The following is a 26,130-nucleotide window of genomic DNA, read 5'->3' on the forward strand; positions in this document are numbered from 1 at the left end:
GACGCTTCATTCGCAGGGAAAACGCAGTCCGAGCGCCGCGCGCGCGGCGTCGGCCATGACCAGCATGCGGCGCGAGGTGTCGTGCGTCATCACCGGGCTTTCGAGCGCGCCCGCGCGCAGCAATTCGCAGAAGTGCGCGGTCTCGTAGTTGAGGCCGCCGCCCTCGAACGGCTCGTCGAGTTCGACGACGCGACCATCCACATAACGCACCGTTGCACGCGCCGGATTCCACCAGTTCGCGTGGATCGTCACGTTGCCGAGCGGCCCCGCCAGCAGCGCGTCGCCATAGCCGTGCAGATCGAGCCCGCAGAACAGCTGCGCAATGCCGTGCTCATGCTGGCAGTTCAGGCTCGCGAAGGTGTCGACGCCCGTCGAGCCGAGGCGCCCGACAGTCTGCACCTCAAGTGGCGCGCCGAGCCAGTCGACGGCGAGAAACATCTCGTACACGCCGATGTCGAGCAGCGCCCCGCCCGCTTGCTCGAACGAAAGCGAAGGATGGTCGGCGGGCACACTGGCTACCGAACAGCCCGCGCGCACGAGCCCGACCGGACCGATGGGATCGGCGTCTAGTTGCGCGCGCAACTTTTGATAGAGGGGATAGAACGGCGGCTTCATCGCCTCCATGAAGAGGCGCTGCGCGCGGCGCGCCGCGTCGAGCACGCGTTCGAGTTGCGCGCCGTTCACGGTGGCGGGCTTTTCGCACAGCACGGGCAGTCCAGCTTCGAGCGCGGCAATCGCGTATTGGGTGTGACTATCCTGCATCGTGGCGATATACACGGCGTCGATGCCGCTTGCGAAGAGCGCATCCACGCTCTCGCACGCCTTCGCGCCGCAGGTGGCGGCAAGCGCTTCGGCAGTCGTCGCGCGCCGCGACCAGACCGCTTCGACGCGTGCATGCGGTACGTGCGCGACGCCCTGCGCGAAGCGGTGCGCAATGCGGCCCGCGCCGACGATGCCCCAACGTATCGTTTGTGTTTCGCTCATGTGCTGCGTGCTCCGGCTGTGAGGTCGAGGGCCGCCGCACGGTGTACATGACGTATGCCACGCGCGGCGCACCCAAAGACACGCACGATACCGGCCCGCGCAGCGCGTCGCAATACGCTCGCATCAATCCGCGCAGCCAGGCGGACTGATGTGAGCGTATCGACGCCGCAAACGGCCTTAGCGTTGCTCCAAGGCCTCGGGCGCGAGCGCGCGAGTGAGTTCGTCGGCGGTATATTCGATCATCGCAAGCGCGGCCGCTTCGGCCTCTTTCGGCGCACGCCGCTCGATCGCTTCGACGATGCGCTCATGCGCCGCAACGACATTATTCCAGCCGCCGTCACGCGTGTTGAGAATCGGATTCACGAGCGTGAGTGCACCGCGAATGATCGCCGCCATCTGCTGATAAAACTGATTCCCGCTCGCCGCGAGGATGCGCGTGTGCAGAAGCGCGTCAGCAGTCTGGAAATTCGGATCGTCGGTGCTCGTGTGGCGCAGCACCTCGAACGCCTCGCGAATGCCGGCGATGTCCGCCGCGCTGGCACGCGTGGCCGCGAGCGCGCACGCTGCCGGTTCGATCAGGCCGCGAAATTCGATCACGTCGCGCAAAAACGTCTTGTCCGGTTTCGACCGGAAACGCCAGTTCACGACGTCCTCGTCGATCATGCGCCAGTCGCGCATGGGCCTGATGCGCGTGCCTATTTTCGGCCGCACGTCGAGCATGTGGCGCGCGAGCAGCATGGAGAGCGCTTCGCGCATCACCGTGCGGCTCACGTCGAACTCCTTTGAGAGGATGTCCTGCGGAGGCAGCACTGCGCCGTAGCGCTCCTCGACGATGCCTGAAATCAGCCCGTCCATCACCTTGCTGACGAGCGAGCGTTCCTTGTTCCCCAGTTCCATGACCCTACCCCCCCGATGTGGGCGTTATCGCCCATGTTTGCCGGATACTGCGCGGGCCCTCGTGCGTCGTCGAACTTAGGTGCTACGTTGCCATGCGCTTCGCATAATTCGCCAGCCAGGATATCTCCTGACATGATGCTTGCGCACATGCGTATTGTTCGTATCTACGCGTGTTACGTCGGCCCTTGCGCTGCTCTTTTTGTAAGGCGATCGTATGGACCGCCTACTTACTTCAATCAACACGCTTTCAATTCGCGTTAAATCCGCGTTGAATCCTCGTCGTATCAATCGGCAGTCCCTGGCTGTGCATATGCAGGGATGCCGGCGTGCATGTTTCTTCTGCGCACGCTTTTCGCGCGCGGCCCGACGTCGTGCCTTTTAACGTTGTATCCGCCCGTACTCATCGTCGAAGCGCACGATGTCGTCCTCGCCCAGATAACCGCCCGACTGCACCTCGATGATCTCGAGCGGCGTCTTGCCCGGATTCTCCAGCCGGTGCTTCACACCCAGCGGAATGTAGGTCGATTCATTTTCCGAAAGCAGGAAAACCGCCTCGCCGCGCGTGACACGCGCCGTGCCGCGCACCACGGTCCAGTGCTCCGCGCGGTGATGATGCATCTGCAGCGACAGCCGCCCGCCCGGCTTCACGACGATGCGCTTGACCTGGAAGCGCTCGCCCTGATCGATCGAGTCGTAGCAGCCCCACGGCCGCTCCACACGCCGGTGATGCTGCGCGACCGCGCTACGCTCCTGCCTGAGCTTGCCGACGATCGCCTTCACGTCCTGCACGCGATCCCTCGCCGCGACGAGGACTGCGTCGGCCGTTTCGACCACCACCACGCCGTGCACGCCCACGCAGGCAACGAGCCGTCCGTCCGAGTGCGCGAACGTGTCGGTCACGTCTTCGAACATCACGCGGCCGCGGGCCACGTTGCCGCTCGCGTCCTTGTTCGACACCTGCCACACCGCGTCCCACGCGCCCACGTCGGACCAGCCCGCCACGAGCGGCACGACCACGCCCGCGAGCCGCGCGTCGGCGCCCAGCGACTCCATCACCGCGTAGTCGATCGAATCGGACGGGCACGCCGCGAGCGCCGCGGCATTGAGATGCACGGTGCCGTCGGCGTCGACTGCGGCCGCCTCGAACGCCGCCGCGCATTGTGCCGCGATGGCCGGCCGGCAATGGGCAATCGCCGCGAGCCAGACCGATGCGCGCACCACGAAAATGCCGCTATTCCAGAGGTAATCGCCAGAGGCCACGTAACTCGCTGCGAGTTCGGCGCCCGGTTTTTCCACGAAACGCTCGATCACGCGCGCGCCGCTGGCGCCGAGCGCCGCCCCCGCGCCGATGTACCCGTAACCAGTCTCCGCGCGCTGCGGCGGCACGCCCAGCGTGACGATCGCGCCACGCGCCGCGTAGCCCACCGCTTCTTCGAGCGCGGCGGCAAACGCCGCGCGATCGGCGATCAGATGGTCGGCCGGCATCGCGATGAGCACCGGATCGCTGTCGCACACGACATTGGCGCTTTCGCGTGCCAGTAGCGTCTCGTGCGCGGCGCGCGCCGCCAGCGCCGCCACCGTAAGCGCAGGCGCCGTGTTGCGCGCGACCGGCTCAAGCACGACGCGCGCGGGCATGCCGCTGCGGCCGAGCCGGTCGGCGGTCATGAGCCGTAGTTCCTCGCTGCACACGATAACTGGCGCAGCCTTGCGGATTGCTCCGCCAGCCTGTGCATACACGCCGTCGAGCCGCCGGACGGTGGCCTCGAGCAGCGACTCGCCGTCGAGCAGATCGATCAGCTGCTTCGGGCAATGTTCGCGTGAGAGCGGCCAAAGCCGCGTGCCCGAGCCCCCGGCCAGCACCACGGGCTGAACGATGAGCGCGACTTCGGGTTCATTGGCTGCCGCGATCAAGCCGGCAGGCGTCACGAGCTGGTTCATGCAGTGAGCTCCCCGTTGAAATACGTCGGGTCACGTTGACGAACGCCGCGCCTGCCTGCCGGCGGGCTCGCCCGAAGCGTCACGCGCCTCACGGACCTCTCAAGCCTCACACATCCTTGAGACCTTTTCCGGACCTCATTGGAGCAAACCTCGGCCTGCCAATCTGTACGCATACCCACACTGATTGCACGCGCCTCGGCGAACGCACGGCAATGCCGCTCACGCGCGACGTATCAGCGCCGAACGTTCTTTCGCTGGCTACGTCTGCGTTGCAACAGAACTGAATCAAAAACGCTTGTTTGTTGGGCCGCAGCGCGCGTCGCCCCGGACGCATGTTTCAACCAGGAGTCATTTCTGAATCCCCCCATCGTCAGGGGAAATAATTCAATCGAATCATCGGCTTGCGGCTTTCAAAGGGGGGATGCGCGGCGCGACGACCCGCAAAGTCGCCGTACAAAACTGAAACAAAAATGCGGCGTTACGCCGCACTGCCGCATGGCCGACTCTCGCTCAGCCGCTTGAATGCGTGCTTTCGCACCGACTGGCACACACCCTGCTAAAGAGAGATTGCCACACGAGCACAGACGCGGACGAACGATACCGCGCACACAAGCGCAAGCGAGTTGGACCACGCAGGACCGAGCGGGAAACTGTTACAAGCAGGAAAGCGCACGAACAAGCGGGACTATGGGGCCGGCACGACGAACACAAAAGCCGCACGGGAAACGGCAAACAACAACGAGTTCGGCGAACGGAATCAAAAAACAGGAGGCGGCTCGCGCCGCTTCGTACGAGGACCAGTCATGTTAACCCTTCAATCCGATCTTCACGGCAACCATTTGCTGGGCGCCCTCCCGTCGCATGAATGGCAGGCTCTCGCCCCGCACCTCGAACTCGTTCATCTACGCACCGAGCAGTTGATCTGCGACTCTGGCCAGCGCATTCATCACGTGTACTTTCCGACGACGGCGATCGTCTCGCTGCTCTCGACGATGGAAGACGGCAGTTCGGTCGAAATCGCGGCTGTCGGCCGCGAAGGCATGACGGGCGTGCCCGTACTCACCGGCGGCGAAACGATGCCGAACCGCGTGCAGGTGCAATGCGCGGGCTTCGCTTATCGCATGAGCGCGCAAGCCCTCAAACAGCAGTTCGCGCGCTCGGACTTCCTGCGCCGCCTCATGCTGCTCTATATGCACGCGCTCCTCACGCAGGTCGCACAAACGGCCGCGTGCAATCGTCACCATTCGCTCAACAAGCAACTGTGCCGCTGGCTTCTGATCGAAGTGGACCGCGTCGCTTCCAACGACCTCAACGTCACGCAGCAACTGATCGCCGACATGCTCGGCGTGCGCCGCGAAGGCATTACCGAAGCGGCCGGCAAGTTGCACGACGAAGGCCTGATCCATCACAGCCGCGGGCATATCCGCGTGCTCAATCGCGAAGGTCTCGAAGCCCGCGCCTGCGAGTGCTACGGGCTCGTGCGCCGCGAATTCGACCGGCTGTTGCCGCGCCTGCACCAGGCGGAAACGGTCGAGTGAGCACGTAATCGCGCGCGTTTGCGTTTCGCGCCGCGAGTCCGTTTGCGAGTCGTCCCCGAACAAAGCGTGCCCGTAGCGGCACGCTTTTTCGCGCCTGTTCGCTTTGCCTGCGCCTTCGCGCATACGTTCACGCAAGCTCGAAGGCAGCAAGAACACACAGGATACCGAAGCAATCGCCTCTTGCCGCTTGATCTGGAGAAAACAGGAGCGCGCCCTCTTCTCTTCAGCCTTGCGGGATTCAGCGGGCCGAAGGCACGAGCGCCTGCGCAAGCGGCAAGGCAGGCAGGTGCTCGCGTTCGCGCACGAACGGGTCGGTCGGCTCCTGAAACTTCGGATCCGGGCTCGTGTCGGCGTTACGCAATTGCACGGGCGCGCCGTCGTTCTTCGCAACCTTGCGATTGTCGCCGCAGGGATGATCGGTGAGCGCGGCAGCTTCGCGGAAATCGTCTTCCTGACACATGATGTTGAACGCAATGTCCTTGCGGTCCATGCGCCACGCCACAGCTGCATTCAGGCGCTTGTTGCAGTCCATATCCTTGATGGTGCCAGCGGCCGTCGCGCCCACGCCCACCACCGACACCGCAGCGGAAATGCTGCCCCAGCACGTCTCGGTCACCGAGGCCGTCAAGGCCGGCGCATAGACCGTGGGCGTCGTCCGCACATCGTAGGAGCCGTGATACGTCACGTCCGACGCGCCACCGCTCGGCAGCACGACGGTATTGGAAACGGTGCTCGTCTGGCTCGACGTGGACGTGGTCCCCGACGTCATCGTCGGCGTGGTTTGCGCCCACGCAGCGCCTGCAAACAGCAAGACCCCGGCAACGGCGATTTTTTGTTTCAGCTTGCTCATTCTTCTCTCCGTGAACGGAAAGGGGGCAGCGCCCCCTTTCCGACGCGCTAGTGAACGGCTGACCCGTTCGGATTACCAGTGCATGCCGCCCGTGAGCGAACCCGAACCGCCCGCTGCAACGATGCCAACGCCGCCATCCGCATTGGCCGTGCCGGTGCCGTTCGCGGTCGCGTTCGACGTAAAGCCCGAGCCACCGTAGCTGCCGCTCGAACCGTTGAACGACGTGTTGATCACCGACGAATTGAAGTTCTGCGAACCCGACTGCGTGGCGCTCGTGAAGCCAAGCGTCGACGAGTTCTGGTTCGTGGTCGTCGTGCCGGTCTGGCCGACGTTCCCGTTAGCCGTCTGGCCGTAGGTCTGCGAATTGCCGTTTTGCGTCGTGTAGCTCGAACCGAACGTGAGGCTTGCGTTCGAGAACGACTGGTTGCCTTGCGACACAGTGGCGTCGATATGGCCCGGCACCGTCAGTGCCGAGGTGAAGCTGCCGTTGACCGACGAGGTCGAGTTCGACGTGAGTGCCGTGGCGCCAAAGCCGACGCCCGCTGCGCCCACCGCCGACGTGGTGGAGGACGACGGCGCGCCCGGACCGCCTGCAAATGCGGCGGTCGAACCGAGAGCGAGCATGGCGGCGAGCGAAATGGCCTGAATCTTCTTCATGATTGTGGTCTTCCTGAGAAAGCAGGGGAACGTTGGATGAATGCGCGCGCACTCCCCCTGATAGCGCGTGCGCATTTAATGCGATTTCAATTGCAATGCTTATAAAGTCACTGCATTACGACGCGCGAATATTCCTGCGGAATAGCCCGATATCGGGAAGACCGTTTAGATGGAGTTACCAGATTGAAAATCGCGCGCAAGATGCCATTACACTTTACGCATTCGCGTAAATCAGGCGCTCATGCAGAATTGAAAATCCGGTGGATGGCGACGAATGCCCGGAATAATCCTGTTCTATTCGCGGACCCTATTGAATAGCAGTCCGATACAAATCGCTCAACACCCGCCGTTGTCATTGCTTCCCCATGCACCGCGCGGCATGCGCCAACTACTCTCTCGCATTGCCTGACAGAAACCCACGGGCTGCTGCACATTTTTGCGCACCGCCCTTCCCCTGTCCGGTCTTTTCGACGTCTCTTTTAGCGAACCATTTGCATAACGTCGCCGGACGGTGAATTTATATCTCAGACAGTCAGACTATTGCTACGTCATTCGCACGTTTTGTGTGCGGTTCTCAACGTAGTGAATAGACATGCCCTTGAATGTGAGGATTTTCTTTCAAGAATAACTGAAAGGCAAATTGAAATATAAGATAGTTGTGCAGACAACCAGATCCAGAAAATCACATTCTTTTAATGATTAATTGCGATTTTCGGTTCGGCGGCCCACGCAGGGCCGCCATAAGAAAGAGCGGCAACGCACAGGCAAAAGCAGGCGGAAGCCTGTTGCACGTGCCGCTCTCGCGAGACCGCTCAGGCCTTGCGGTATTCGATACGCTCGACGCCGGTTTCACCACCAAGCAGGCAGAAGTCCGCGCCGCGTGCGGCGAACAGACCAACCGTCACCACGCCCGGCCATGCGTTGACATGCGCCTCGAACGTGCGCGGATCGCTGATGCGCAGGCCCTTCACGTCAAGGATCTCGTTGCCGTTGTCGGTGATAAAGGGCGATCCGTCCTTCTGCACGCGCAGCACCGGCACACCGCCGAGCGCCGTCACGCGGCGGCCAATGGCCGTGCGCGCCATCGGCACAACTTCGATGGGCAGCGGGAACTGGCCGAGCACGTCGACGCGCTTGCTCGCATCAGCGATGCAGACGAACACGTCCGACACCGAAGCGACGATCTTTTCGCGCGTGAGCGCGCCGCCGCCGCCCTTGATCATGGCGCCTGCGCCGTCGATTTCATCGGCACCGTCCACGTACACGGGCAGCGATTCGATCTCGTTGAGGTCGAAAATCTTGAAGCCGTGTGCTTCGAGGCGCGCGGTGGTCGCGACCGAGCTCGAGACGGCGCCGCGGTAGCGGCCCTTGCTCGCCGCGAGGGCGTCGATGAAGCAGTTCGCGGTGGAGCCCGTGCCGACGCCGATGATGGCGCCTTCCGGCACGTTCGCATTGACATAGTCGGCGGCGGCCTGCCCGACCAGTTGCTTGAGTTCGTCTTGAGTCATGGGAGTACAGCCCGAGGAGGAGAAAAACGCGGAATACGCATAGTTTACCGGAGATGCGGGCACGGGTTGCCCGCATCTCGCAGGATCGCGCGACGGGTGATCAGCGGACGATCAGCGCACGGCTGAGCGTTGGCGCACCGCCTCGAACAGACACACACCCGAAGCGACGGAAACGTTCAGGCTCTCGACCGTGCCCGCCATCGGAATCTGCATCACTACGTCGCAGGTTTCGCGCGTGAGGCGGCGCATACCCTCGCCTTCGGCGCCCAGCACGAGCGCGACGGGGCCATCGAGCTTCGTCTCGTAGAGGCTCGCGCCCGCGTCGCCGGCGGTCCCCACCACCCACACGTCCGCGTCCTTGAGTTCGCGCAGCGCACGCGCAAGATTCGTCACGGTGATATAGGGCACGGTGTCGGCGGCACCGCTCGCCACCTTCGCTGCCGTCGCGTTCAGACCCACGGCGCGGTCGCGCGGAGCGATCACCGCGTGCGCGCCGGCCGCATCGGCCACGCGCAGGCACGCGCCGAGATTGTGCGGATCGGTCACACCATCGAGCACGAGCAACAGCGGCGAGCCCTGGATGCCGTCGAGCAGTTCCGCGAGGTTCTGCGCGAGCGCCAGATCGTGCACGCGAGCCACGACACCCTGGTGGCGCTCCGTGTGCGCGAGACCCCAGAGACGCGTTTCGTCGGCTGCGATCACGCGCGCGCCCGCTTCCTTCGCGGTGTGCAGGAAGTCCTGCATGCGGCGGTCGCGGCGCGTCGGATCGTAGTAGACATCCTCGACCGTGGACGCGTCGTGCCGCAAGCGTGCGGTCACCGCATGAAACCCGTAAAGAACCTTGAGACGTGACATGACTGAGACAACCCCTGATGAACGTTTTGCGGCGCAGACAGCGCGCCGCCAGCAACGATAGTCAACCGGCCGCGTCGTGCGGTCCGGCGTATGCAAGCCGCGCGCCCATGTGGCAAAAACCGGCGCAGCATGCAAGCGAAAAAACCGGGCACGCGCACGACGGCGCGGCCCGGATCAGTAACGGCAGCGGAGCGCGTTTGGCGCTCCGCACGGCACTCAGCGCTTCTTGCGCGGCGCCTGCTTCTTGGGCGTCGGCTTCACGGCCGAGCGTTTCTTCGCGGTCTTGGCGGCGCCGCGCGCCGCGCGCGCTTCCTTCACCGCTACGCTTTGCGCCGGCGCGGCCTTTCTCTGGCGCGCCATGTCGCCGCCCGGCAGCGCACGCACGCGCGGACCGCCTTCCATGCTGCCCTTGTCGACCGGCATCGGCCGGTTGCCGCCCGGCTTCACGGGCGTATCGCGCACGAGGCGGAAGTCGATCTTGCGCGCGTCGAGATCCACGCGGCTCACCTGCACGCGCACGCGGTCCGAGAGGCGATAGCGAATGCCGGTGCGCTCTCCGCGCAGTTCGTTCTTGATCTCGTCGTACTGGAAGTAATCCGAGCCAAGTTCCGTCACGTGGACGAGACCTTCGATGAAGAGCGCGTCGAGCTGCACGAAAATGCCGAACGACGTCACGCCGCTCACCATCCCGCCATACTCTTCGCCGAGCTTGTCGCGCATGAAGTAGCACTTGAGCCAGGCTTCGACGTCGCGCGAGGCTTCGTCGGCGCGGCGCTCGTTCGCCGAGCAGTGCAGGCCCAGCTCTTCCCAGATCGCCGTGTTGGCGCCCCGGGCGCGCTTGCCGCGCTTCTCTTCGTCCTCGGCCTGCAACGCACGGGCACGCGGCGAAAGCGCGGTATTGAGATCGACGCCCTCGGGCGCCTGCGGCTGGTACTTCTTGCCCTGCAGGATCGCGTAGATCGCGCGGTGCGTGAGCAGGTCGGGATAGCGGCGAATCGGGCTCGTGAAGTGAGCGTAGGCTTCGTACGCAAGCCCGAAGTGACCGATATTGTCCGGGCTGTACACGGCCTGCTGCATCGAGCGCAGCAACATGGTCTGCAGCATTTGCGCGTCGGGCCGGTCGCGGATATGCGCCATCAGCGCGGCGTAGTCGCTCGCGTGCGGCGTGTCGCCACCGCCGAGCGAAAGGCCCATGCCACGCAGGAAGGTGCGCAGGTTTTCGAGCTTTTCGGCGGTCGGTCCCGCGTGCACGCGGTACAGACCCGGGTGCTTGTGGCGCTTCATGAAGTCTGCCGCGCACACGTTGGCCGCGAGCATGCACTCTTCGATCAGCTTGTGCGCGTCGTTGCGCTGGCGCGGCACGATCTGTTCGATCTTGCCTTGCGCATTGCAGACGATATACGTCTCGGTCGTGTCGAAATCGATCGCACCGCGCTTCTGGCGCGCGGCGAAGAGCGATTTGTACACGCCATAGAGATTCTGCAGTTGCGGCAGCAGCGCAGCGCGGCGCGTCGCCTCGGGGCCCTTGGTGTTAGTGAGCACCGCTGCGACTTCGGTATACGTGAGCCGCGCCGCCGAGTGCATCACGCCCGGATAGAACTGGTACGCCTTGATCTCGCCGCGCGCGGTGATCACCATGTCGCACACGAGCACGCAGCGGTCGACGTGCGGATTAAGCGAACAGAGTCCGTTCGAAAGCTTCTCGGGCAGCATCGGAATGACGCGGCGCGGGAAGTACACCGACGTGCTGCGCTCGATGGCGTCCACATCGAGACCGCTGCCAGGCAGCACGTAATGCGAGACGTCGGCGATGGCGACGATCAGGCGGAAGCCTTCGCCCTTGCCCACTTGCATCGGCTCGCAATACACGGCGTCGTCGAAGTCACGCGCATCTTCGCCGTCGATGGTGACGAGCGGCACGTCGCGCAGGTCAACGCGATACCGGATGTCCGTGGGACGCACGGCGTCGGGCAGCTTGGCGGCTTCGTCGAGCGCGGGCTTGCTGAACTCGTGCGGCACGCCGTACTTGCGCACGGCGATCTCGATCTCCATGCCCGGATCGTCGATATCGCCCAGCACTTCCATCACCCGGCCGAGCGGCTGCGAGTGGCGGCTGGGGAAATCGGTAAGTTCGACGACCACAACCTGGCCGACCTTGGCCTTCTTGGGATTCTGCGTGACGAGAATGTCGTGGCCGATGCGCTTGTCTTCCGGCGCGACGATCAGCGCGCCGTTCTCGTTGAGCAGGCGCCCGATCACACTGCGGTTCGCACGATCGGTGACTTCGACGATATGCCCTTCCGGCCGCCCACGCCGGTCATAGCCGACAATGCGCGCGAGCACGCGGTCGTTGTGCATAACCTTCTGCATTTCGCCTTGCGGCAGGAACAGATCGTCCTGCCCGTCGTCGCGCACGAGGAAGCCGTAGCCGTCGCGATGCCCCTGCACGCGCCCGGCGACGAAATTCGAAGGATGGGCGAGCTGGTAGTGGCCGCGCGAATCGAGCCGGATCTGCCCGTCGCGCTCCATGGCGGCGAGCCGCCTGAAGAACCCTTCACGCTCCTGGCGCTTGATGGCGAGCGCCTCGGCGATATCGTTCGCGGTGCACGGCGAGTCGCTGGTCCGCAGCACGCCAAGAATCTCTTCGCGGCTGGGAATCGGGTACGGATATTTGCTCAAGGGCTTGTCGATGGTTGTTCTCGTTGCGTGGACGTCGGATTTTGCGCGGCCCGAACTTGCGTTGCATGCGGGCGGCGCCCCGGCCTTCGAGTGCTGCAATCTGCCGGCCCGTACGTGGACTGCCTGACCGCTCGCACTGCGTGCGCCACGCTGCACGCAGCACCTGAACCCCGTACTTTTGCCGGCGGAACTTCTGCGAGGCATTCTAACACCCGCATCGCACCCTACGAGCCGTGGGAGCGGCCTGGCAGCGCGCTGAGTCGGCTCACGCCACGCGCCCGGCAGCGCTTCGGCAGCCGCGCTTTATCGGCCTCCACAAAACGCTTGACAGGCATTCTGAGCCCGCTATAATTTTGGTCTTTGCTGCACAACACGCTGTACAGCAAACGACACCTTGCCCAGGTGGCGGAATTGGTAGACGCACCAGGTTCAGGTCCTGGCGGTGGCAACACTGTGGAGGTTCGAGTCCTCTCTTGGGCACCAGATTCAAAAGGCCGGCTTCATGCCGGCCTTTTTCATTTCCGGCGCAGCGTGCGAGTACAACTGCCCCGCTTATCGCGTGAATTGCAGCAACCGCGTTCCCGAGATGAAGCTTTTTGAAAAGATCTGTTGACAGTCGCGCGAAATCGCGTCATAATTTTCCTTTAGCTTGAAGACGTGCCCAGGTGGCGGAATTGGTAGACGCACTAGGTTCAGGTCCTAGCGGTGGCAACACTGTGGAGGTTCGAGTCCTCTCCTGGGCACCACGTCTCATCAAGCAGAACTAGCACCACCCAGGATTCATCAAAAAAGCCCGCAAATTTGCGGGCTTTTTTGTTTTGCGGCCAGCACTTCGTCTGCACGCTCTCTCCGCACAAGCTGGCAATGGCATTGCCAGTTCCATTCCAGCGGGCTGCGCCCATCGATATGTTTCATGGTATACATTGCAGTGCGCCGTGGATAAACCGATTGGGGAATACAGAATGGAATTCGTTCTCGTCGCAGCGATCGTCGCCGTCAGCTTTGGCGCCGCCGCGACCTGGCTGCTCGCAACCCGGCTGCCCGAGCGCTGGCTCGACAAGAACGCCAGCGAGGGCCGCTATGCCCATCTCGGGCTGGAAAACGAGCGGACCGCCGAAACCAACCTGCGTCACGAGCAGGCCCGCATCGATACGCGGCGCGTACGGCGCTCACGCGTACGCGCGAGACTCCAAGGCGCCGCGCGCATGATTCGGGCATTGCGCCCTGTAAGCGCTCGCCACGATCACGACCGAATCGCCCGCCCGTAATGTCAGCAGTGCCTGGGGCGCCCATCGAACGCGCTCACTCATGCGAGCCCAGCGGCGAAGGTATGAACGCCGGATCGGCAATCTTCGTCTCCTCACCCGACTGAAAGATCCAGCGCCGGCGCATGGGCTGCAAGATCACCTTCGCGCTCACGCCCGCCATCATTGCGACACAGGCGACCATATCGAACACCATGTTCCAGCCACCGTGAATCGCGAGCAGCGTGGCGACAGGCACGAGCAGCGCCGCGGTCCCCTTCGCGGTGTAGAGCGTGCCTGCGTTGCCGGCCGCGTATTTCGCGCCGAACGTGTCGGCGCAGGTCGCCGGAAAGTTCGAGAAGATGTCGCCGTAGAACAGGAACACGAGCCCCGAGAACAGCATGAAGAGATACGGGTCGTGGCCGAACGCCCGCAAGCCCAGCAGCGCGAGCCCCTCGCCGAGAAACGTGATGAACATCGTATTCTCGCGGCCAATGCGATCCGAAATGAGCCCGCACAGCGGCCGCGTAAAGCCGTTGCAGAGATTGTTGATCGACAGCGTCATTGTGAGCAGCGGCAGCGTCGCCGCCACGAGCGTGACGGGCATCGAGGCGAAGCCGTAGCTCTTCGCGATCGGGCCGATCTGCGCCGTCGCGATGATGCCGCCCGCGGCCACGCACACGAACATCGCGTACATCACCCAGAATACGGGCGCGCGAACCATCTGCTTGGTCGTGTAGTCGGTCTTCGTCGCCACGATGCGCTTCATGCCGGCTGCGTGCGCAGGCGGCTTCGGCCGCACCATGACAAGTGCGAGCGCCATGATGCAGGCACCCTGAAGGAGTCCGAAGAACACGAACGCGCTCTCATAGCCCGAATGCTGGATCATGTTCGAGATCGGAATGACCGTGAGCGCCGCGCCGGCGCCAAAGCCCGCCGCTGTCATGCCCGCAGCGAGGCCGCGGCGGTCCGGGAACCATTTGAGCGCGGTGCCGACGCACGTGCCGTACACGCAGCCCGCACCAATACCCGAGATGACGGCGGCGACGTAGAGCACCGGCAGCGTGGGCGCCCATGCGTCGAGCACCCAACCAAGCGCCACGCAGCACGCACCGCCCATCACCACAGGGCGAGGACCGAAGCGGTCGACGAGCCAGCCCTCCACGGGCACGAGCCAGGTTTCCGTCACGATGAAAAGGGAGAAGGCGAGCTGGATTGCAGCCTGCCCCCAGTGATGCCGTGCGTCCATCGGCACGACGAAGAGCGTCCACGCGTACTGCAGGTTCGCCACGAGCCCCATGCAGAGAATGCCCGCGACGAGCTGCACCCAGCGGTTGTGCCGCCGGGCCGTATAGCCGCCTTCGATACGATCAGTGTGTGCCACGTTGTCTGTCTCCGTCCGTTGTGATTGCCCGCGGGGTGTCCCGCATCGCCTCTTTCCCGCGTTACAGCCAGCGCGGCAGACGTTCGCCCGCCGCGCCCGACGTCAAACGTCAAGCCGCTTCGAGTTGCCGCAGTAATGCATCGACGCTGCCCTTCGCATCGCCAAACAGCATTCGTGTGTTGTCCTTATAGAAAAGCGGATTGTCCACGCCAGCGTAGCCCGTCGCCATGCTGCGCTTGGAGACGACCACCGTGCGCGCCTTCCACACCTCCAGCACCGGCATGCCGGCGATAGGGCTGCCCGCGTCCTCCTGCGCACCCGGATTGACGATATCGTTCGCGCCGATCACGAGTACGACGTCGGTGCTCGTGAAGTCTTCGTTGATCTCGTCCATTTCGAGCACGATGTCGTACGGCACTTTCGCTTCCGCGAGCAGCACGTTCATGTGGCCCGGCAAACGCCCCGCAACCGGGTGAATGCCAAAGCGCACGCGTATGCCGAGCGCACGCAGCCGCCGCGTGATCTCGCTGATGGTGCCCTGCGCCTGCGCGACGGCCATGCCATAGCCCGGCACAATCACGACCTCCTGTGCGTCGCGCAAGAGAGACCCGACCTCGTCCACCGTGGTCGCTACGACCTCCCCCTCCGGTGTTGCGGCAGCCGTTGCGCTCACGGCGCCAAAGCCGCCGAGGATCACCGAAACGAAGCTGCGATTCATCGCGCGGCACATGATGTAGCTGAGAATCGCACCGCTCGATCCAACCAGCGCGCCCGTCGTAACGAGCAGATCGTTATCGAGCATGAAGCCCGTTGCCGCTGCAGCCCAGCCCGAATAGCTGTTGAGCATCGAGACCACCACGGGCATATCCGCGCCGCCGATCGCCATCACGAGATGCACGCCGAGTGCCGCCGCCAGCACGCACATCACGACGAGCGCGTAGAGCGCATCGCTACCATCAGGAGCACTGACGAAGCGATACCCGATCGCGATGCACGCACCCAACACCACCGCGTTGAGCAGATGCCGCGCAGGCAGCACGAGCGGCTTGCCGCTCACCGTGCCCTGCAGCTTCAGGAACGCGACGATCGAACCGCTGAACGTGACCGTGCCGATGAACGCGCCAACATAGATCTCGGTGTCGTGAATCGCGCGCTCGACACCGTTCATCGCAGCCTGGGGCGAGAGAAAGTTCGCGAAGGCGATCAGTGTGGCCGCGAGGCCGACGAAGCTGTGCAGCACCGCGACGAGCTGCGGCATCTGCGTCATCTCCACGCGCCGCGCGAGGATCGCACCGAGCCCCCCGCCCACCAGCGCGGCGATGAGCGCGATTTGCAGGCTCGCGCCGCCCGTGACGAGCAGCGTGGCGAGCACGGCGATCACCATGCCGCACACACCATACAGGTTGCCGCGCCGCGCACTCGCGGGATGACTCAGTCCGCGCAGGCTGAGGATGAAGAGCGTCGCCGCGCCGAGCCACGCCATGTTGCCGATTCCGTTGAGCATGACGTCTCCTCAGGTCCGTTGGAACATCTTCAACATGCGCTGGGTGACGAGAAAGCCGCCCGCGATGTTGATGGTCGCCACGACGAGCGCAATGCCCGCCAGCACGGTCACGATCGTGCTGGCGTTGCCCGGATGCAGCAATGCGCCGATCACGATGATCCCGCTGATCGCATTCGTCACGCTCATGAGCGGCGTGTGCAGCGAGGGGGTGACGTTCCAGACCACCTGATAGCCAACGAACACCGCCAGGACGAACACCGTGAAGTGTGCGACGAACGCCGGCGGCGCCACCGCGCCGAGCGCGAGCAGCAGCAACGCGGCGGCGACGAGCGCCGCGAGCGACCAGACGCCATTGCGGTGAGCGGCTTGCGCGGTTTCTTCGTTCGCTTTAGCGCCAACCAAGGCGGGCTTCGCCTGCGCAGCCGCTTGCGGCGTGGCACTGACCTGCACCGGCGGCGGCGGCCAGCACACCTGGCCGCGCTGCATGACGGTGGTGCCGCGCTGCACGACGTCGTCCATGTCGAGTTCGAGTTCGCCGTTTTTCGCGGGCGTGAGATCGGTCAGCAGATGCCGGATGTTGGTCGCGTAGAGCTGACTCGACTGGTTCGCCATGCGGCTTGGCAGATCCGTGTAGCCGATCACGGTCACGCCGTTCGCATTTACGACTTCACCTGGGCGCGTGAGTTCGCAGTTGCCGCCCTGCTCGGCCGCCATGTCGACGATCACACTGCCCGCGCGCATGCACGCCACCGTCTTCGCATCGATGAGGCGCGGCGCCGGTTTGCCCGGAATGAGCGCCGTCGTGATGATGATGTCGACCTCGCGCGCCTGGGCCTCGAAAAGCGCCATCTCCGCTTCGATGAACTTCGCGCTCATCTGCTTCGCGTACCCGCCTGAGCCGCCGCCCTCCTCCTCGATGTCGATGCTCAGGAATTCCGCTCCCATGCTCTCGACCTGCTGGCCGACTTCGGGACGCGTATCGAACGCGCGCACGATCGCGCCAAGACCGCGCGCGGCGCCAATCGCGGCCAGCCCGGCCACGCCCGCGCCGATCACGAGCACCTTGGCGGGCGGCATTTTGCCGGCCGCCGTGATCTGCCCCGTGAAAACGCGGCCGAAGTGCTGCGCCGCCTCGACCACCGCGCGATAGCCGGCCATGTTAGCCATCGAGCTCAACGCGTCGAGCTTCTGCGCGCGCGAGATGCGTGGCACGCAATCCATTGCGAGCACCGTTACCCCGCGCGCCGCCAGCTGCTCGAGCAGCGCCGCGTTTTGCGCGGGCCAGATGAAGCCGATCAGCGTCGCGCCTGGCTTGAGACGCTGCACCTCCTCGTTCGAAGGCGGACGCACCTTGATGACGATATCCGCGCCGCTCAAGAGCGCTTGCGCGTCGTCCACGACGCGCGCGCCGGCTGCGCGGTAGGCGTCGTCCGGGTAGGACGCGTTCAAACCCGCCCCTGTTTCGACCTCTACGGCATAACCCAGTTTGATTAGCTGTGCCACACTTTCCGGCGTCGCCGCTACGCGTCGCTCGCCTTCATATGTCTCGCGGGGGACCGCAATCGTCATCGCCATGATGCGCCTCCGTGCTTCACAGAGAACGCTGCGGCGAAAACAAACGGAATCGGCGGCGCGCCAATGCATCTGGCGCGCCGAAAGCGTAGCCACGACTTCATGAAACGTCTCCTGTGTCGGCCGGAGTTAGTGCTTTAGCACTTACTCCGGCGTCATGTTGGAATACTTTGTGTGCCGCGGCTCGATGAGGGCTCTGCCCTATGACACGCCCAGGCTGGGCGGATTGCCGCTCCGGAGAAAAGCGAGCGCCGCCTCGCGTGCAGCGGCAATGGCAGCGGCCTCGCTCTCGAATACGGTTTCGTCGACCACCCATTGACGGGGGAAAACAGCGGCCGCCGGTTCGTCTGCAGCGGCCTCGACCGCGTGGATCGCGGCGAATGCAGCCCAGCCGCCGTTGTGGATCATTTGACGGGCCGATAGTTCGACCTCGAAATGTCCGAGTCTTTCGGTGTGCATCGAAAAGCTCCCGAGGTTTCAGGATTGCTGTGCCTGTGCTTCGAGTTCGGTGATGCGTTTCTTGAGCGCACGCTCTTCCTGGAAGCGCGCCGTTTCGTCGCGAATCACGGCGACGATACCGTTGAGTTCGCCCTGCGGCGCGTGCAGCAGCGCTACGGTGAAGGAAATGGAAAGCGCCTTGCCCGCCTTGTCCACGGCCGGCACGCGCAGCACGTCGTTGCCGTAGCGCGTCTGGCCGGTCGCCATCGTCTTGTGATAGCCCTCCCAGTGGCGCCCGCGCAGCCGCTCGGGAATGATCAAGTCGAGCGTCTTGCCGAGTGCTTCTGCCTGCGTATAGCCAAACATGCGCGTGGCCGCCGGATTCCAGTATGTGATGTCGCCGGCTGCGTCCGAGATGACGATGGCGTCCCCAATGGCGTTTGCGAGCTGCTCGAAATCGATGGCGGGTTGCATGGCGATGACTATGTGGGGTGAGTCGTTTATCGTCGTCGCGCGGCACGCATTGCACATGCCGCGCGGCGTCCTGTCTGCCAGTCTGGTATTGCGATGTTGCGCGGGTGCGGCGTTGGCCGCGCCCGTTTGCTACGTGCTGCGTTCAGCTTTTGGAACTCAAAGCGGACCTCAGACCGCGCGCACCTCGTGCAGCGCCGCGATCTGCTGCGCCGAGTAGCCGAGGTCGGCGAGCACCTCGTCGGTGTGCTCGCCGAGCAGCGGCGAACCCGTGATCTCTGGCTTCAGATCCGAGAACTTGATCGGGCTGCCGACCGTGAGGTACGCGCCACGCTCCTTGTGCGGCACTTCGACGATAGTACCGCTCGCGCGCAGCGACGGGTCATTAGCGATTTCCTTCATGCTGAGCACCGGCGCGCACGGAATGTCGAACTTGCGCAGGATGTCGACAGCTTCGAACTTGGTCTTGTCGGCGAGCCACGCTTCGATCGTCGCGAAGATATCGAAGATGTGCGGCTGACGCGCCTGCGCCGTAGCGTAGTTCGGGTCGTTGATCCATTCGGGTTTGCCCAGCGCGTGGCAGATCGGCTCCCACGCGTGGCCCTGCACCGTGAAGTAGATATACGCGTTCGGGTCCGTCTCCCAGCCCTTGCACTTGAGCACCCAGCCTGGCTGGCCGCCGCCGCCCGCATTGCCGCCGCGCGGCACCACGTCGCTGAAGGAGCCGTGCGGGTACTGCGGGTATTCCTCGAGGAAGCCCACGCGGTCCAGACGCTGCTGGTCACGCAGTTTCACGCGGCACAGGTTGACCACGCTGTCCTGCATCGACACGGCCACCTTCTGGCCCTTACCCGTTTTGTCGCGGCCGATCAGCGCCGTGAGAATGCCGATGGCGAGGTGCATGCCCGTGTTGCTGTCGCCGAGCGCCGCCGCGCTGACCGTGGGCGGGCCGTCCCAGAAGCCCGTGGTCGAAGCCGCGCCGCCCGCGCACTGCGCGACGTTCTCATAGACCTTGAGGTCGTCGTAGTGGTGGCCTTCGCTGAAACCCTTCACCGAAGCGACGATCATCTTCGGGTTGAGTTCCTTGATGCGCTCCCACGTGAAGCCCATGCGATCGAGCGCACCGGGGCCGAAGTTTTCGACCATCACGTCCGACTCGCGAATCAGCTTTTCCAGCACTTCCTTGCCTTCGGCCTTCTTCGTGTCGAGCGTGAGCGAGCGCTTGTTGCTGTTGAGCATGGTGAAGTACAGCGCATCGACTTCGGGAATGTCGCGCAGTTGCGAGCGCGTCACATCGCCGGCGCCGGGGCGCTCGACCTTGATCACGTCCGCGCCGAACCATGCGAGCAGCTGCGTGCAGGCGGGGCCGGCCTGTACGTGCGTGAAGTCGATGATCTTGATACCGTCGAGGGGTTTGCTCATTTCTCGTATCTCCTGGTCTACCTGATCTCTCTGATCGATGGGGGCTTATTTCTTCATGGCCGCGCTTTGCGGATTCAGATTCGTGAGACGGCCGCTTTCTGTCCCGGCCGATTCGTCGATGACTGCGTTGATCAACGTGGGCTTGCCCGATGCGATCGCTTCGAGCAGCGCGCTCGTGAGTTCTTCGGGCGTCGTCGCCTGATGGCCGATGCCGCCGAAGGCCTCGATCATCTTGTCGTAGCGTGCGTTCTTCACGAACACCGTGGGCGCGACGTCGCAGCCGCCGCTCGGGTTGACGTCCGTGCCGCGATACACGCCGTTGTTGTTGAACACGATGGTGCAGACCGGCAGGTTGTAACGGCAGATCGTTTCGAGCTCCATGCCCGAGAAGCCGAACGCGCTGTCACCTTCGATCGCCACGACCTGGGTGCCGCTCGTCACGGCCGCGCCGATCGCGAAGCCCATGCCGATGCCCATGATCCCCCACGTGCCCGAGTCGAAGCGCTTGCGCGGCTGATACATGTCGATGATGCTGCGCGCGTAGTCGAGCGTGTTCGCGCCTTCATTGACCACGTTGATGTCGGGGCGGCTCTTGAGCACGTCGCGGATGGCGCGCAGCGCGCTGTGGAAGTTCATCGGCGACGGATTCTTCGCGAGCGTCGCGGCCATCTTCTCGAGGTTCTTGTTCTTGCGTTCGGCCACGGCGTCGAGCCACTCTGCCGGCGGCTTCGGGAAGTCGTCGCCGAGGCCTGCGACGAGCGCTTCAACGCATGAACCGATGTCGCCGATCACGGGCGCTTCGATGGCGACGTTGCTATCAATTTCAGTGGGCGCAATATCGATCTGCACGAACTTTTTCGGTCCGGCTGCCGCGCCCCAGGTCTTGCCCTTGCCATGCGAGAGCAGCCAGTTCAGGCGCGCGCCGATCAGCACCACGGCGTCCGCCTCGGCCAGCACGAACGAGCGCGCAGCCGATGCCGATTGCTCGTGCGTGTCGGGCAGCAAACCCTTGGCCATCGACATCGGCAGATACGGAATGCCGCTCTTTTCGACCAGTGCGCGGATCTGCGCGTCGGCCTGGGCGTAGGCGGCGCCCTTGCCGAGCAGGATCAGCGGACGCTTCGCATTCCTGATCACGTCGAGAGCGCGCTGCACCGCATCCGGTGCGGGAATCTGACGCGGCGCTGCATCGACCACCTTGATGAGCGACTGCTGGCCCTTCACGGCGTCAATGGTCTGCGCGAGCAGCTTGGCCGGCAGGTCGAGATACACGCCGCCGGGGCGGCCCGAGACCGCAGCGCGAATCGCACGCGCCACGCCGACGCCGATGTCCTCCGCGTGCAGCACACGATACGCAGCCTTGGCATAAGGCTTCGCGGCGTTGAGCTGATCCATCTCTTCGTAGTCGCCCTGCTGCAGGTCGACGATTTCGCGCTCGCTCGAACCGCTGATGAGGATCATCGGGAAGCAGTTCGTGGTCGCGTTGGCCAGAGCGGTCAGGCCATTCAGGAAGCCCGGCGCGGAAACGGTCAGGCAAATGCCCGGCTTCTTCGTCATGTAGCCGGCCACGGCTGCGGCGTTGCCGGCGTTCTGCTCGTGCCGGAAGCCGATGAAGCGCATGCCCTCGGCCTGCGCGAGACGGGCGAGATCGGTAATCGGAATACCGACGAGACCGAAGATCGTGTCGATATCGTTGAGTTTCAGCGCGTCGATGACGAGATGAAAACCATCAGTCGTTTGCTGCGCGTCCGGCACAGGGTTCTGCTGTGCCTCGTTGATGCCTGCTTCTGCCATGACGTCTCCTCTTTGGCGGGGCGTAGTGTGATTCGTGATATACAATATTCCACACACAATATTAGTCAAGACGTTTTTTTACCGATGCTGCGTTTGCTGCACTGCATCGCGCCGCGCTCTCTCGATGCCGTCTTGTGCGATCGCTCGCCGAACGGCAGGCTTTGATGCGGCACACCATGGGCAAGTCCCTTCAATCGCCCCAAACGTCCCAACAAATTTGTTACGTACTCCATACTTTTCTTTCAGCATCGCTGCGCTCATTCAGACGATCAGCGTATCGATGCCTCTTACTCATGCGTCGAGCCGATATGAATCGACAGCTCGACGGGCGCGCCGCAACGCTTCAGTCCAAAAAATCGCAGTTGGCTTCCACGAACAGCGCGAGTTCTATCGAGTGCTGCCGCACGAGCTGCTCGACGCGTTCGGTGTCGCGCGCCTCGAGCGCCTCGATGATGCGCATGTGCTCCACGATCGAGCGCGACGCACGGTCGCTCTGTGCGATCGTCATGCGCCGGATCGCGCGCACATGCATGAAGATGTTCTTGATGGTGTCGACGATGATGGGCGCCTTCGAAAGCTCCACCAGCGACTGGTGGAACATGATGTTCGCCTCCGAGTACTCCTCGATATGGTCCGAGGGCGTCGAATCGCCGAAGGTCGCGAACATGCGCCGCAGGCCTGCAATGTCGTCGTCCGAAGCGCGCTGGGTGGCGAGGCGCGCGGCGATGCTTTCTAGCGCGGCCCACATATAGATCATCTCCACGATCTCCTTGCGCGTCTTGCGCAAGATGTAAACACCGCGCCGGGGCACCGTGCGTAGAAAGCCCTCCTGCTCCAGCAGCGTCATCGCTTCGCGCACGGGCGTACGGCTCACGCCCAGCTTCTCGGTCAATTCCTTCTCATCTAGACGGATCTCGTCTCGCGAGCGGTAGATGTCGGTTTCGGCAATGGCCTGCTTGAGCTTCGCGTAGGCCTGATCGCGCAGCGAAGCGGTCGCGTTGATCGGCTCCAGCGTCAAGGTGACCGGGGGCATACCGGTGACGTATTCTCTTTCGGCGGACATCGGTCGTTTGTCTCCAACGTTCTGTTTAGCCGGCGCTGCTGGGGAATTTCATATTTCCAATACAATATATCAGCATTGCACTCGCAGCTAAGCGGGGTTTACGCGTAACTGGCGCGCATCTCTTACGATTCGCGGGCTTACCCGCAATCCATACATCTTTGCTTATATTTCTCTAAAAAAACTTTAACTATCGTTTATTCATTGGCGCTTCTACTCTTGCTTCACGGTTACTCGACATGAGGAGACAGCCATGAGCCACCTGGACACCCGCCACGATCATCAACTGGAAGCGCAACTGTGCGCGTTCAATACGGCATTTGCCGAACTAGGCCTGCGCTTTCGCTGGGATGCGCGCACGCTCTACTCGCTCGCCTCGATCGCCGGTGAACATGCGCGCGTCGCCGCTTATATCGACACGAATCACCCGCATCTGCTGAAGGCGTACAGCATGGAGTTTCTGTGCGAGGCGATTCTTGCCCGCAAGAACGCGCAGGCGCCGGGCGAATGGCCGCTGGCCGCGCCCGTTCCACGCGGTTCACAGGAATGGGGCAGTGCCGCCGCCATGGAGCAGGATTGGCGCGAAGGCGGTTTGCCCGCGCTAGCAGGCGCGTGACGCGCACGCACGAAAGCGCGGGCCCGATAAAGACGAAACCCGTCTGGATAGCGCACTACCGCGCTATCCAGACGGGTTCGATATTGCAGGACAACTAAGGAGAACTGTGCAGGCCTCCGCGCTCAGCCGTTGCTCCGGGCCTCGGCCTCTTCTTCCTGCAGCTTGCGCCACAGTATCTTGCCACTGCCCGATTTCGGCAGCGCGTCGACGAACTGCACGATGCGCGGCGCTTTGTACGCCGCCATGTTGTCGTGCGCCCAGGCGATGATGTCGTCTTCGTTCACGCTGCCGACCTGCTTCGGATCGAGTACGACGACAGCCTTCACGGTCTCGCCGCGGCGCGCGTCCTGCGTACCGATGATGCACACCTCATTGATGGCCGGGTGCCGGTACATCAGCGCTTCGACCTCGGCCGGCCAGACCTTGTAGCCCGACGCGTTAATCATGCGTTTGAGGCGGTCGGTCATGAAGTAATAGCCTTCCTCGTCGCGCCGCACGAGATCGCCTGTGCGCAGGAAGCGCTTGCCGTCGCGTTCGATGAACGCTTCGCTCGTCGCCTTGGGGTTGCGCCAGTAGCCCTGCATCACCTGCGGCGCATGCATGATCAGTTCGCCCGATTCGCCGGGCGGCACTTCCTCCAGCGTGATCGGATCGACCACACGCGAGTCGACGTCGAAAACCGGAATGCCGAGACACTGCGGCTTGGGACGCTGCGGCGGATTGATATGGGTCCCCGCCATGGTTTCCGACATGCCGTAGCCTTCGACGAAGTCGAGCCCGGTCAGATCCTTGAGCTTCTTCACCACCGCGTCGGGCATCGTCGCGCCGCCGCCGCGCATCCAGGCGAGGCTCGACAGGTCATACTCGTGAATGCGCGGGTTCGAGATGAAGTCCACCACCATCGTCGAGATCGCCTGCCAGCCGTTGATTCGATAGTGCTCGATCGCACGCGCCGCGGCGTCGCGATCCCAGCGCGGCAGCAACACCACGGTCGAGCCGTTGTAGATCGGGCTGTTCATGCCGCCCTGCATGCCTGTTACGTGAAAGAGCGGCAACACGGAAAGTTGTACGGCATCCTGATTACTGCCGAACCAGTTGCAACCGCCCACGGCCGTCGCCATTACGCTGCGATGCGTGTGCATGCAGCCTTTGGGCTTGCCCGTGGTGCCCGAGGTGTACGGCATCACGCAAAGGTCGTCGGGACCGGCGGTGAGCGCTCCGGGCACGCAATGCGCCTCGAGCACGTCGACCCAACGCGCGACGCCCGGACCACTCGCGGAGCGCGGCGCGCTCACGAATTCGGGCGGCGGCGAAAACGGCTCGCGCTTCAGATAGTCGCTATACGTTGCTACGAGCAGATGCTTCAGACCTTCACCCTCGCCTTCCTGCACGAGCGGCGCAATACGCGCGTAGAGATCCTGCGCGACGAAAGCCGTCGTCGCGCCGCTGTCTTCCACGTAATGCGCGAGCTCGTCGGTGAGGTTCATCGGGTTGACCGGCACGACCACGGCGTTCGCGCGCAGGATGCCGTAGTAAGCGATGATCCACTGCGGGCTGTTCTGCATGTAGAGCAGCACCCGGTCGCCGGCCTGCACGCCGCACTCCTGCTGCAGATAGCCGGCCACGCGCTCGGCCTCGTCCTTGAACTGCGCGAACGTGACGGGCGTGTCGTAGAAGACGATGAACGGTTTGTCGGGATAGCGCGCCGCAGAGACCTCTGCGTTATAGAAGAGGTTCGTCTGCGGAATGCTCAGATGCGGCGAAAGTTGTGCGGGCCAATGCGGCGAAGGCGAAGGCGGTGAATTTACGGAAAGCGTCGGGGCAGACGTGGACATGGCAAGCTCCGTCGGGCAAGACTTTTGAAGAACGCGGCGGCCAGCCGCTCGCAGCGGGCTGGCGCCACGTACCATGCGAAATCAGACGATGCTCGCGCCGCCATCGACGGCGAGATACTGTCCCGTCATATGCCGCGACGCCTGGCTCGCGAGAAACACCACGGCGCCCTTGAGATCGTCGTCGTCGCCGAGACGGTGCAGCGGCGTATGGTCGATCACCACCTGCCCCAGCTTGTCGAGCAGGCCGGCCGACATCTTCGAGGGAAAGAAGCCCGGGCAGATCGCATTCACATTGATGTTGTACTTGCCCCATTCGGCAGCCAGCGCACGCGTGAAATTGATGGCCGCTGCCTTCGAGGTGTTGTACGCAATGGTCTGCATGGACCCAAGCGAGCCCTTCAGGCCGGCAATCGAAGCCACGTTGATGATCTTGCCACGCTGGCGCGGGATCATGCTGCGCTTGCCCACTTCACGCGCGAGGAAGAACGGCGCGTTCACGTTCAGGTTCATGACCTTGTGCCACGCCTCGTCGGGATAGTCCTCCGCGGGGGCGCCCCACGTGGCGCCCGCATTGTTCACGAGAATGTCGATCTGGCCGCAGGCCGCCAACGTCTCGTCCACGAGCGGCTTCACGGCCTCGGCGCGCTGCAGATCGCTCACGATCGTGGTCACCTTGATGCCGAGTGCCTGCAGATGGCTCGCCGCCTCTCCGAGTTCCTCGGCCTTGCGCGCCGTGATCACCACATGGCAGCCCATCTCGCCTAGCGCCTGCGCCATCTGCAAACCCAGCCCGCGCGAGCCGCCGGTGATGAGTGCGACCTGACCACCCAGCTCGAACATTTCCCTGACCCGCATGCTTTCGTCTCCTTGATGTCTGTCGACCG

The 26,130-nt window shown here is 63.7% G+C and carries 22 protein-coding genes and 2 tRNA genes; 5 read left to right on the forward strand and 19 right to left on the reverse strand.

The window, feature by feature from the left end; translation table 11 throughout:
- Positions 1–6: 6 nt before the first annotated feature.
- The 3 genes from L0U83_RS07985 to L0U83_RS07995 all read right to left on the reverse strand — a co-directional run bounded on the left by L0U83_RS07985 (position 7) and on the right by L0U83_RS07995 (position 3,819).
- Positions 7–984: a Gfo/Idh/MocA family protein gene (locus L0U83_RS07985; RefSeq protein WP_233881694.1), complete on the reverse strand. Its 978-nt coding sequence runs from the start codon at positions 982–984 to the stop codon at positions 7–9.
- 177 nt (positions 985–1,161) lie between these two features.
- Positions 1,162–1,881 (reverse strand): FadR/GntR family transcriptional regulator, encoded by a 720-nt coding sequence (locus L0U83_RS07990; RefSeq protein ID WP_233881695.1) that lies wholly within the window; start codon positions 1,879–1,881, stop codon positions 1,162–1,164.
- Positions 1,882–2,259: 378 nt separating this feature from the next.
- The gene (locus L0U83_RS07995) at positions 2,260–3,819 is read right to left on the reverse strand and encodes a mannose-1-phosphate guanylyltransferase/mannose-6-phosphate isomerase (protein WP_233881696.1); all 1,560 of its coding nucleotides are present in this window, start codon (positions 3,817–3,819) and stop codon (positions 2,260–2,262) included.
- 803 nt (positions 3,820–4,622) lie between these two features.
- On the opposite strand from L0U83_RS07995, the gene L0U83_RS08000 reads away from it, so the two are divergent.
- Positions 4,623–5,357, forward strand: coding sequence for a Crp/Fnr family transcriptional regulator (locus L0U83_RS08000; RefSeq protein ID WP_233881697.1), 735 nt, complete (start codon positions 4,623–4,625; stop codon positions 5,355–5,357).
- A 238-nt stretch (positions 5,358–5,595) separates the two neighbouring features.
- Here L0U83_RS08000 and L0U83_RS08005 read toward each other — a convergent pair whose 3' ends face one another.
- The 5 genes from L0U83_RS08005 to rnr form a co-directional block, all read right to left on the reverse strand.
- Complete coding sequence (locus tag L0U83_RS08005; RefSeq protein WP_233881698.1) at positions 5,596–6,207, reverse strand: hypothetical protein; 612 nt, start codon at positions 6,205–6,207, stop codon at positions 5,596–5,598.
- Positions 6,208–6,279: 72 nt separating this feature from the next.
- Positions 6,280–6,864: a hypothetical protein gene (locus L0U83_RS08010; RefSeq protein WP_233881699.1), complete on the reverse strand. Its 585-nt coding sequence runs from the start codon at positions 6,862–6,864 to the stop codon at positions 6,280–6,282.
- An 812-nt stretch (positions 6,865–7,676) separates the two neighbouring features.
- Positions 7,677–8,372 (reverse strand): ribose-5-phosphate isomerase RpiA, encoded by a 696-nt coding sequence (gene rpiA / locus L0U83_RS08015; protein WP_233881700.1) that lies wholly within the window; start codon positions 8,370–8,372, stop codon positions 7,677–7,679.
- 111 nt (positions 8,373–8,483) lie between these two features.
- A complete protein-coding gene (gene rlmB, locus L0U83_RS08020) occupies positions 8,484–9,227 on the reverse strand; it encodes a 23S rRNA (guanosine(2251)-2'-O)-methyltransferase RlmB (RefSeq protein WP_233881701.1) in 744 nt (247 codons plus the stop codon).
- Positions 9,228–9,443: 216 nt separating this feature from the next.
- Complete coding sequence (gene rnr, locus L0U83_RS08025; protein WP_233881702.1) at positions 9,444–11,906, reverse strand: ribonuclease R; 2,463 nt, start codon at positions 11,904–11,906, stop codon at positions 9,444–9,446.
- Between the two features lie 396 nt (positions 11,907–12,302).
- Between rnr and L0U83_RS08030 the strand changes: the two genes are divergently transcribed.
- Both L0U83_RS08030 and L0U83_RS08035 read left to right on the forward strand, forming a co-directional pair.
- A tRNA-Leu gene (locus L0U83_RS08030) sits at positions 12,303–12,389 on the forward strand.
- 176 nt (positions 12,390–12,565) lie between these two features.
- Positions 12,566–12,652: transfer RNA gene (locus L0U83_RS08035), tRNA-Leu, on the forward strand.
- Positions 12,653–12,689: 37 nt separating this feature from the next.
- Here the strand turns inward: L0U83_RS08035 and L0U83_RS40510 are convergent.
- Complete coding sequence (locus L0U83_RS40510) at positions 12,690–12,821, reverse strand: hypothetical protein (protein WP_267939213.1); 132 nt, start codon at positions 12,819–12,821, stop codon at positions 12,690–12,692.
- A 47-nt stretch (positions 12,822–12,868) separates the two neighbouring features.
- Here L0U83_RS40510 and L0U83_RS08040 point away from each other — a divergent pair, with 47 nt between their 5' ends.
- Positions 12,869–13,174 (forward strand): hypothetical protein, encoded by a 306-nt coding sequence (locus L0U83_RS08040; RefSeq protein ID WP_233881703.1) that lies wholly within the window; start codon positions 12,869–12,871, stop codon positions 13,172–13,174.
- A 34-nt stretch (positions 13,175–13,208) separates the two neighbouring features.
- Here L0U83_RS08040 and oxlT read toward each other — a convergent pair whose 3' ends face one another.
- The 8 genes from oxlT to L0U83_RS08080 all read right to left on the reverse strand — a co-directional run bounded on the left by oxlT (position 13,209) and on the right by L0U83_RS08080 (position 22,798).
- Positions 13,209–14,534, reverse strand: a complete 1,326-nt coding sequence (oxlT, locus tag L0U83_RS08045; protein ID WP_233881704.1) for an oxalate/formate MFS antiporter — start codon at positions 14,532–14,534, stop codon at positions 13,209–13,211.
- Positions 14,535–14,643: 109 nt separating this feature from the next.
- A complete protein-coding gene (locus L0U83_RS08050; protein WP_233881705.1) occupies positions 14,644–16,038 on the reverse strand; it encodes an NAD(P)(+) transhydrogenase (Re/Si-specific) subunit beta in 1,395 nt (464 codons plus the stop codon).
- 9 nt (positions 16,039–16,047) lie between these two features.
- Positions 16,048–17,613, reverse strand: a complete 1,566-nt coding sequence (locus L0U83_RS08055; RefSeq protein ID WP_233881706.1) for a Re/Si-specific NAD(P)(+) transhydrogenase subunit alpha — start codon at positions 17,611–17,613, stop codon at positions 16,048–16,050.
- Positions 17,614–17,811: 198 nt separating this feature from the next.
- Positions 17,812–18,069, reverse strand: a complete 258-nt coding sequence (locus L0U83_RS08060; protein ID WP_233881707.1) for a hypothetical protein — start codon at positions 18,067–18,069, stop codon at positions 17,812–17,814.
- Positions 18,070–18,087: 18 nt separating this feature from the next.
- Positions 18,088–18,522, reverse strand: coding sequence for a PAS domain-containing protein (locus L0U83_RS08065; protein WP_233881708.1), 435 nt, complete (start codon positions 18,520–18,522; stop codon positions 18,088–18,090).
- A 168-nt stretch (positions 18,523–18,690) separates the two neighbouring features.
- Complete coding sequence (gene frc, locus L0U83_RS08070; RefSeq protein ID WP_233881709.1) at positions 18,691–19,941, reverse strand: formyl-CoA transferase; 1,251 nt, start codon at positions 19,939–19,941, stop codon at positions 18,691–18,693.
- Positions 19,942–19,986: 45 nt separating this feature from the next.
- The gene (gene oxc, locus L0U83_RS08075; protein ID WP_233881710.1) at positions 19,987–21,735 is read right to left on the reverse strand and encodes an oxalyl-CoA decarboxylase; all 1,749 of its coding nucleotides are present in this window, start codon (positions 21,733–21,735) and stop codon (positions 19,987–19,989) included.
- Between the two features lie 343 nt (positions 21,736–22,078).
- The gene (locus L0U83_RS08080; RefSeq protein ID WP_233881711.1) at positions 22,079–22,798 is read right to left on the reverse strand and encodes a GntR family transcriptional regulator; all 720 of its coding nucleotides are present in this window, start codon (positions 22,796–22,798) and stop codon (positions 22,079–22,081) included.
- A gap of 250 nt (positions 22,799–23,048) precedes the next feature.
- On the opposite strand from L0U83_RS08080, the gene L0U83_RS08085 reads away from it, so the two are divergent.
- Entirely contained in the window at positions 23,049–23,411 is a 363-nt protein-coding gene (locus L0U83_RS08085) for a hypothetical protein (protein WP_233881712.1), read from the forward strand.
- 122 nt (positions 23,412–23,533) lie between these two features.
- Here L0U83_RS08085 and L0U83_RS08090 read toward each other — a convergent pair whose 3' ends face one another.
- Both L0U83_RS08090 and L0U83_RS08095 read right to left on the reverse strand, forming a co-directional pair.
- The gene (locus L0U83_RS08090; RefSeq protein ID WP_233881713.1) at positions 23,534–25,246 is read right to left on the reverse strand and encodes a long-chain fatty acid--CoA ligase; all 1,713 of its coding nucleotides are present in this window, start codon (positions 25,244–25,246) and stop codon (positions 23,534–23,536) included.
- An 81-nt stretch (positions 25,247–25,327) separates the two neighbouring features.
- Positions 25,328–26,101, reverse strand: coding sequence for an SDR family oxidoreductase (locus L0U83_RS08095; RefSeq protein WP_233881714.1), 774 nt, complete (start codon positions 26,099–26,101; stop codon positions 25,328–25,330).
- Positions 26,102–26,130: the final 29 nt, after the last annotated feature.

Source organism: Paraburkholderia flagellata (assembly GCF_021390645.1).
GTDB classification, from domain to species: Bacteria; Pseudomonadota; Gammaproteobacteria; order Burkholderiales; family Burkholderiaceae; genus Paraburkholderia; species Paraburkholderia flagellata.

What these genes read in the sequence shown, in the direction of transcription:
- L0U83_RS08010 (WP_233881699.1), bottom strand. Translation starts at nt 6,864, where the DNA reads ATGAAGAAGATTCAGGCCATTTCGCTCGCCGCCATGCTCGCTCTCGGT.
- rpiA (WP_233881700.1), bottom strand. Translation starts at nt 8,372, where the DNA reads ATGACTCAAGACGAACTCAAGCAACTGGTCGGGCAGGCCGCCGCCGAC.
- L0U83_RS07995 (WP_233881696.1), bottom strand. Translation starts at nt 3,819, where the DNA reads ATGAACCAGCTCGTGACGCCTGCCGGCTTGATCGCGGCAGCCAATGAA.
- L0U83_RS08090 (WP_233881713.1), bottom strand. Translation starts at nt 25,246, where the DNA reads ATGTCCACGTCTGCCCCGACGCTTTCCGTAAATTCACCGCCTTCGCCT.
- L0U83_RS08000 (WP_233881697.1), top strand. Translation starts at nt 4,623, where the DNA reads ATGTTAACCCTTCAATCCGATCTTCACGGCAACCATTTGCTGGGCGCC.
- L0U83_RS08050 (WP_233881705.1), bottom strand. Translation starts at nt 16,038, where the DNA reads ATGCTCAACGGAATCGGCAACATGGCGTGGCTCGGCGCGGCGACGCTC.
- L0U83_RS07985 (WP_233881694.1), bottom strand. Translation starts at nt 984, where the DNA reads ATGAGCGAAACACAAACGATACGTTGGGGCATCGTCGGCGCGGGCCGC.
- oxc (WP_233881710.1), bottom strand. Translation starts at nt 21,735, where the DNA reads ATGGCAGAAGCAGGCATCAACGAGGCACAGCAGAACCCTGTGCCGGAC.
- L0U83_RS40510 (WP_267939213.1), bottom strand. Translation starts at nt 12,821, where the DNA reads ATGAAACATATCGATGGGCGCAGCCCGCTGGAATGGAACTGGCAATGC.
- L0U83_RS08085 (WP_233881712.1), top strand. Translation starts at nt 23,049, where the DNA reads ATGAGCCACCTGGACACCCGCCACGATCATCAACTGGAAGCGCAACTG.
- L0U83_RS08080 (WP_233881711.1), bottom strand. Translation starts at nt 22,798, where the DNA reads ATGTCCGCCGAAAGAGAATACGTCACCGGTATGCCCCCGGTCACCTTG.
- L0U83_RS07990 (WP_233881695.1), bottom strand. Translation starts at nt 1,881, where the DNA reads ATGGAACTGGGGAACAAGGAACGCTCGCTCGTCAGCAAGGTGATGGAC.
- L0U83_RS08060 (WP_233881707.1), bottom strand. Translation starts at nt 18,069, where the DNA reads ATGCACACCGAAAGACTCGGACATTTCGAGGTCGAACTATCGGCCCGT.
- L0U83_RS08055 (WP_233881706.1), bottom strand. Translation starts at nt 17,613, where the DNA reads ATGGCGATGACGATTGCGGTCCCCCGCGAGACATATGAAGGCGAGCGA.
- rlmB (WP_233881701.1), bottom strand. Translation starts at nt 9,227, where the DNA reads ATGTCACGTCTCAAGGTTCTTTACGGGTTTCATGCGGTGACCGCACGC.
- L0U83_RS08040 (WP_233881703.1), top strand. Translation starts at nt 12,869, where the DNA reads ATGGAATTCGTTCTCGTCGCAGCGATCGTCGCCGTCAGCTTTGGCGCC.
- frc (WP_233881709.1), bottom strand. Translation starts at nt 19,941, where the DNA reads ATGAGCAAACCCCTCGACGGTATCAAGATCATCGACTTCACGCACGTA.
- L0U83_RS08005 (WP_233881698.1), bottom strand. Translation starts at nt 6,207, where the DNA reads ATGAGCAAGCTGAAACAAAAAATCGCCGTTGCCGGGGTCTTGCTGTTT.
- L0U83_RS08065 (WP_233881708.1), bottom strand. Translation starts at nt 18,522, where the DNA reads ATGCAACCCGCCATCGATTTCGAGCAGCTCGCAAACGCCATTGGGGAC.
- L0U83_RS08095 (WP_233881714.1), bottom strand. Translation starts at nt 26,101, where the DNA reads ATGCGGGTCAGGGAAATGTTCGAGCTGGGTGGTCAGGTCGCACTCATC.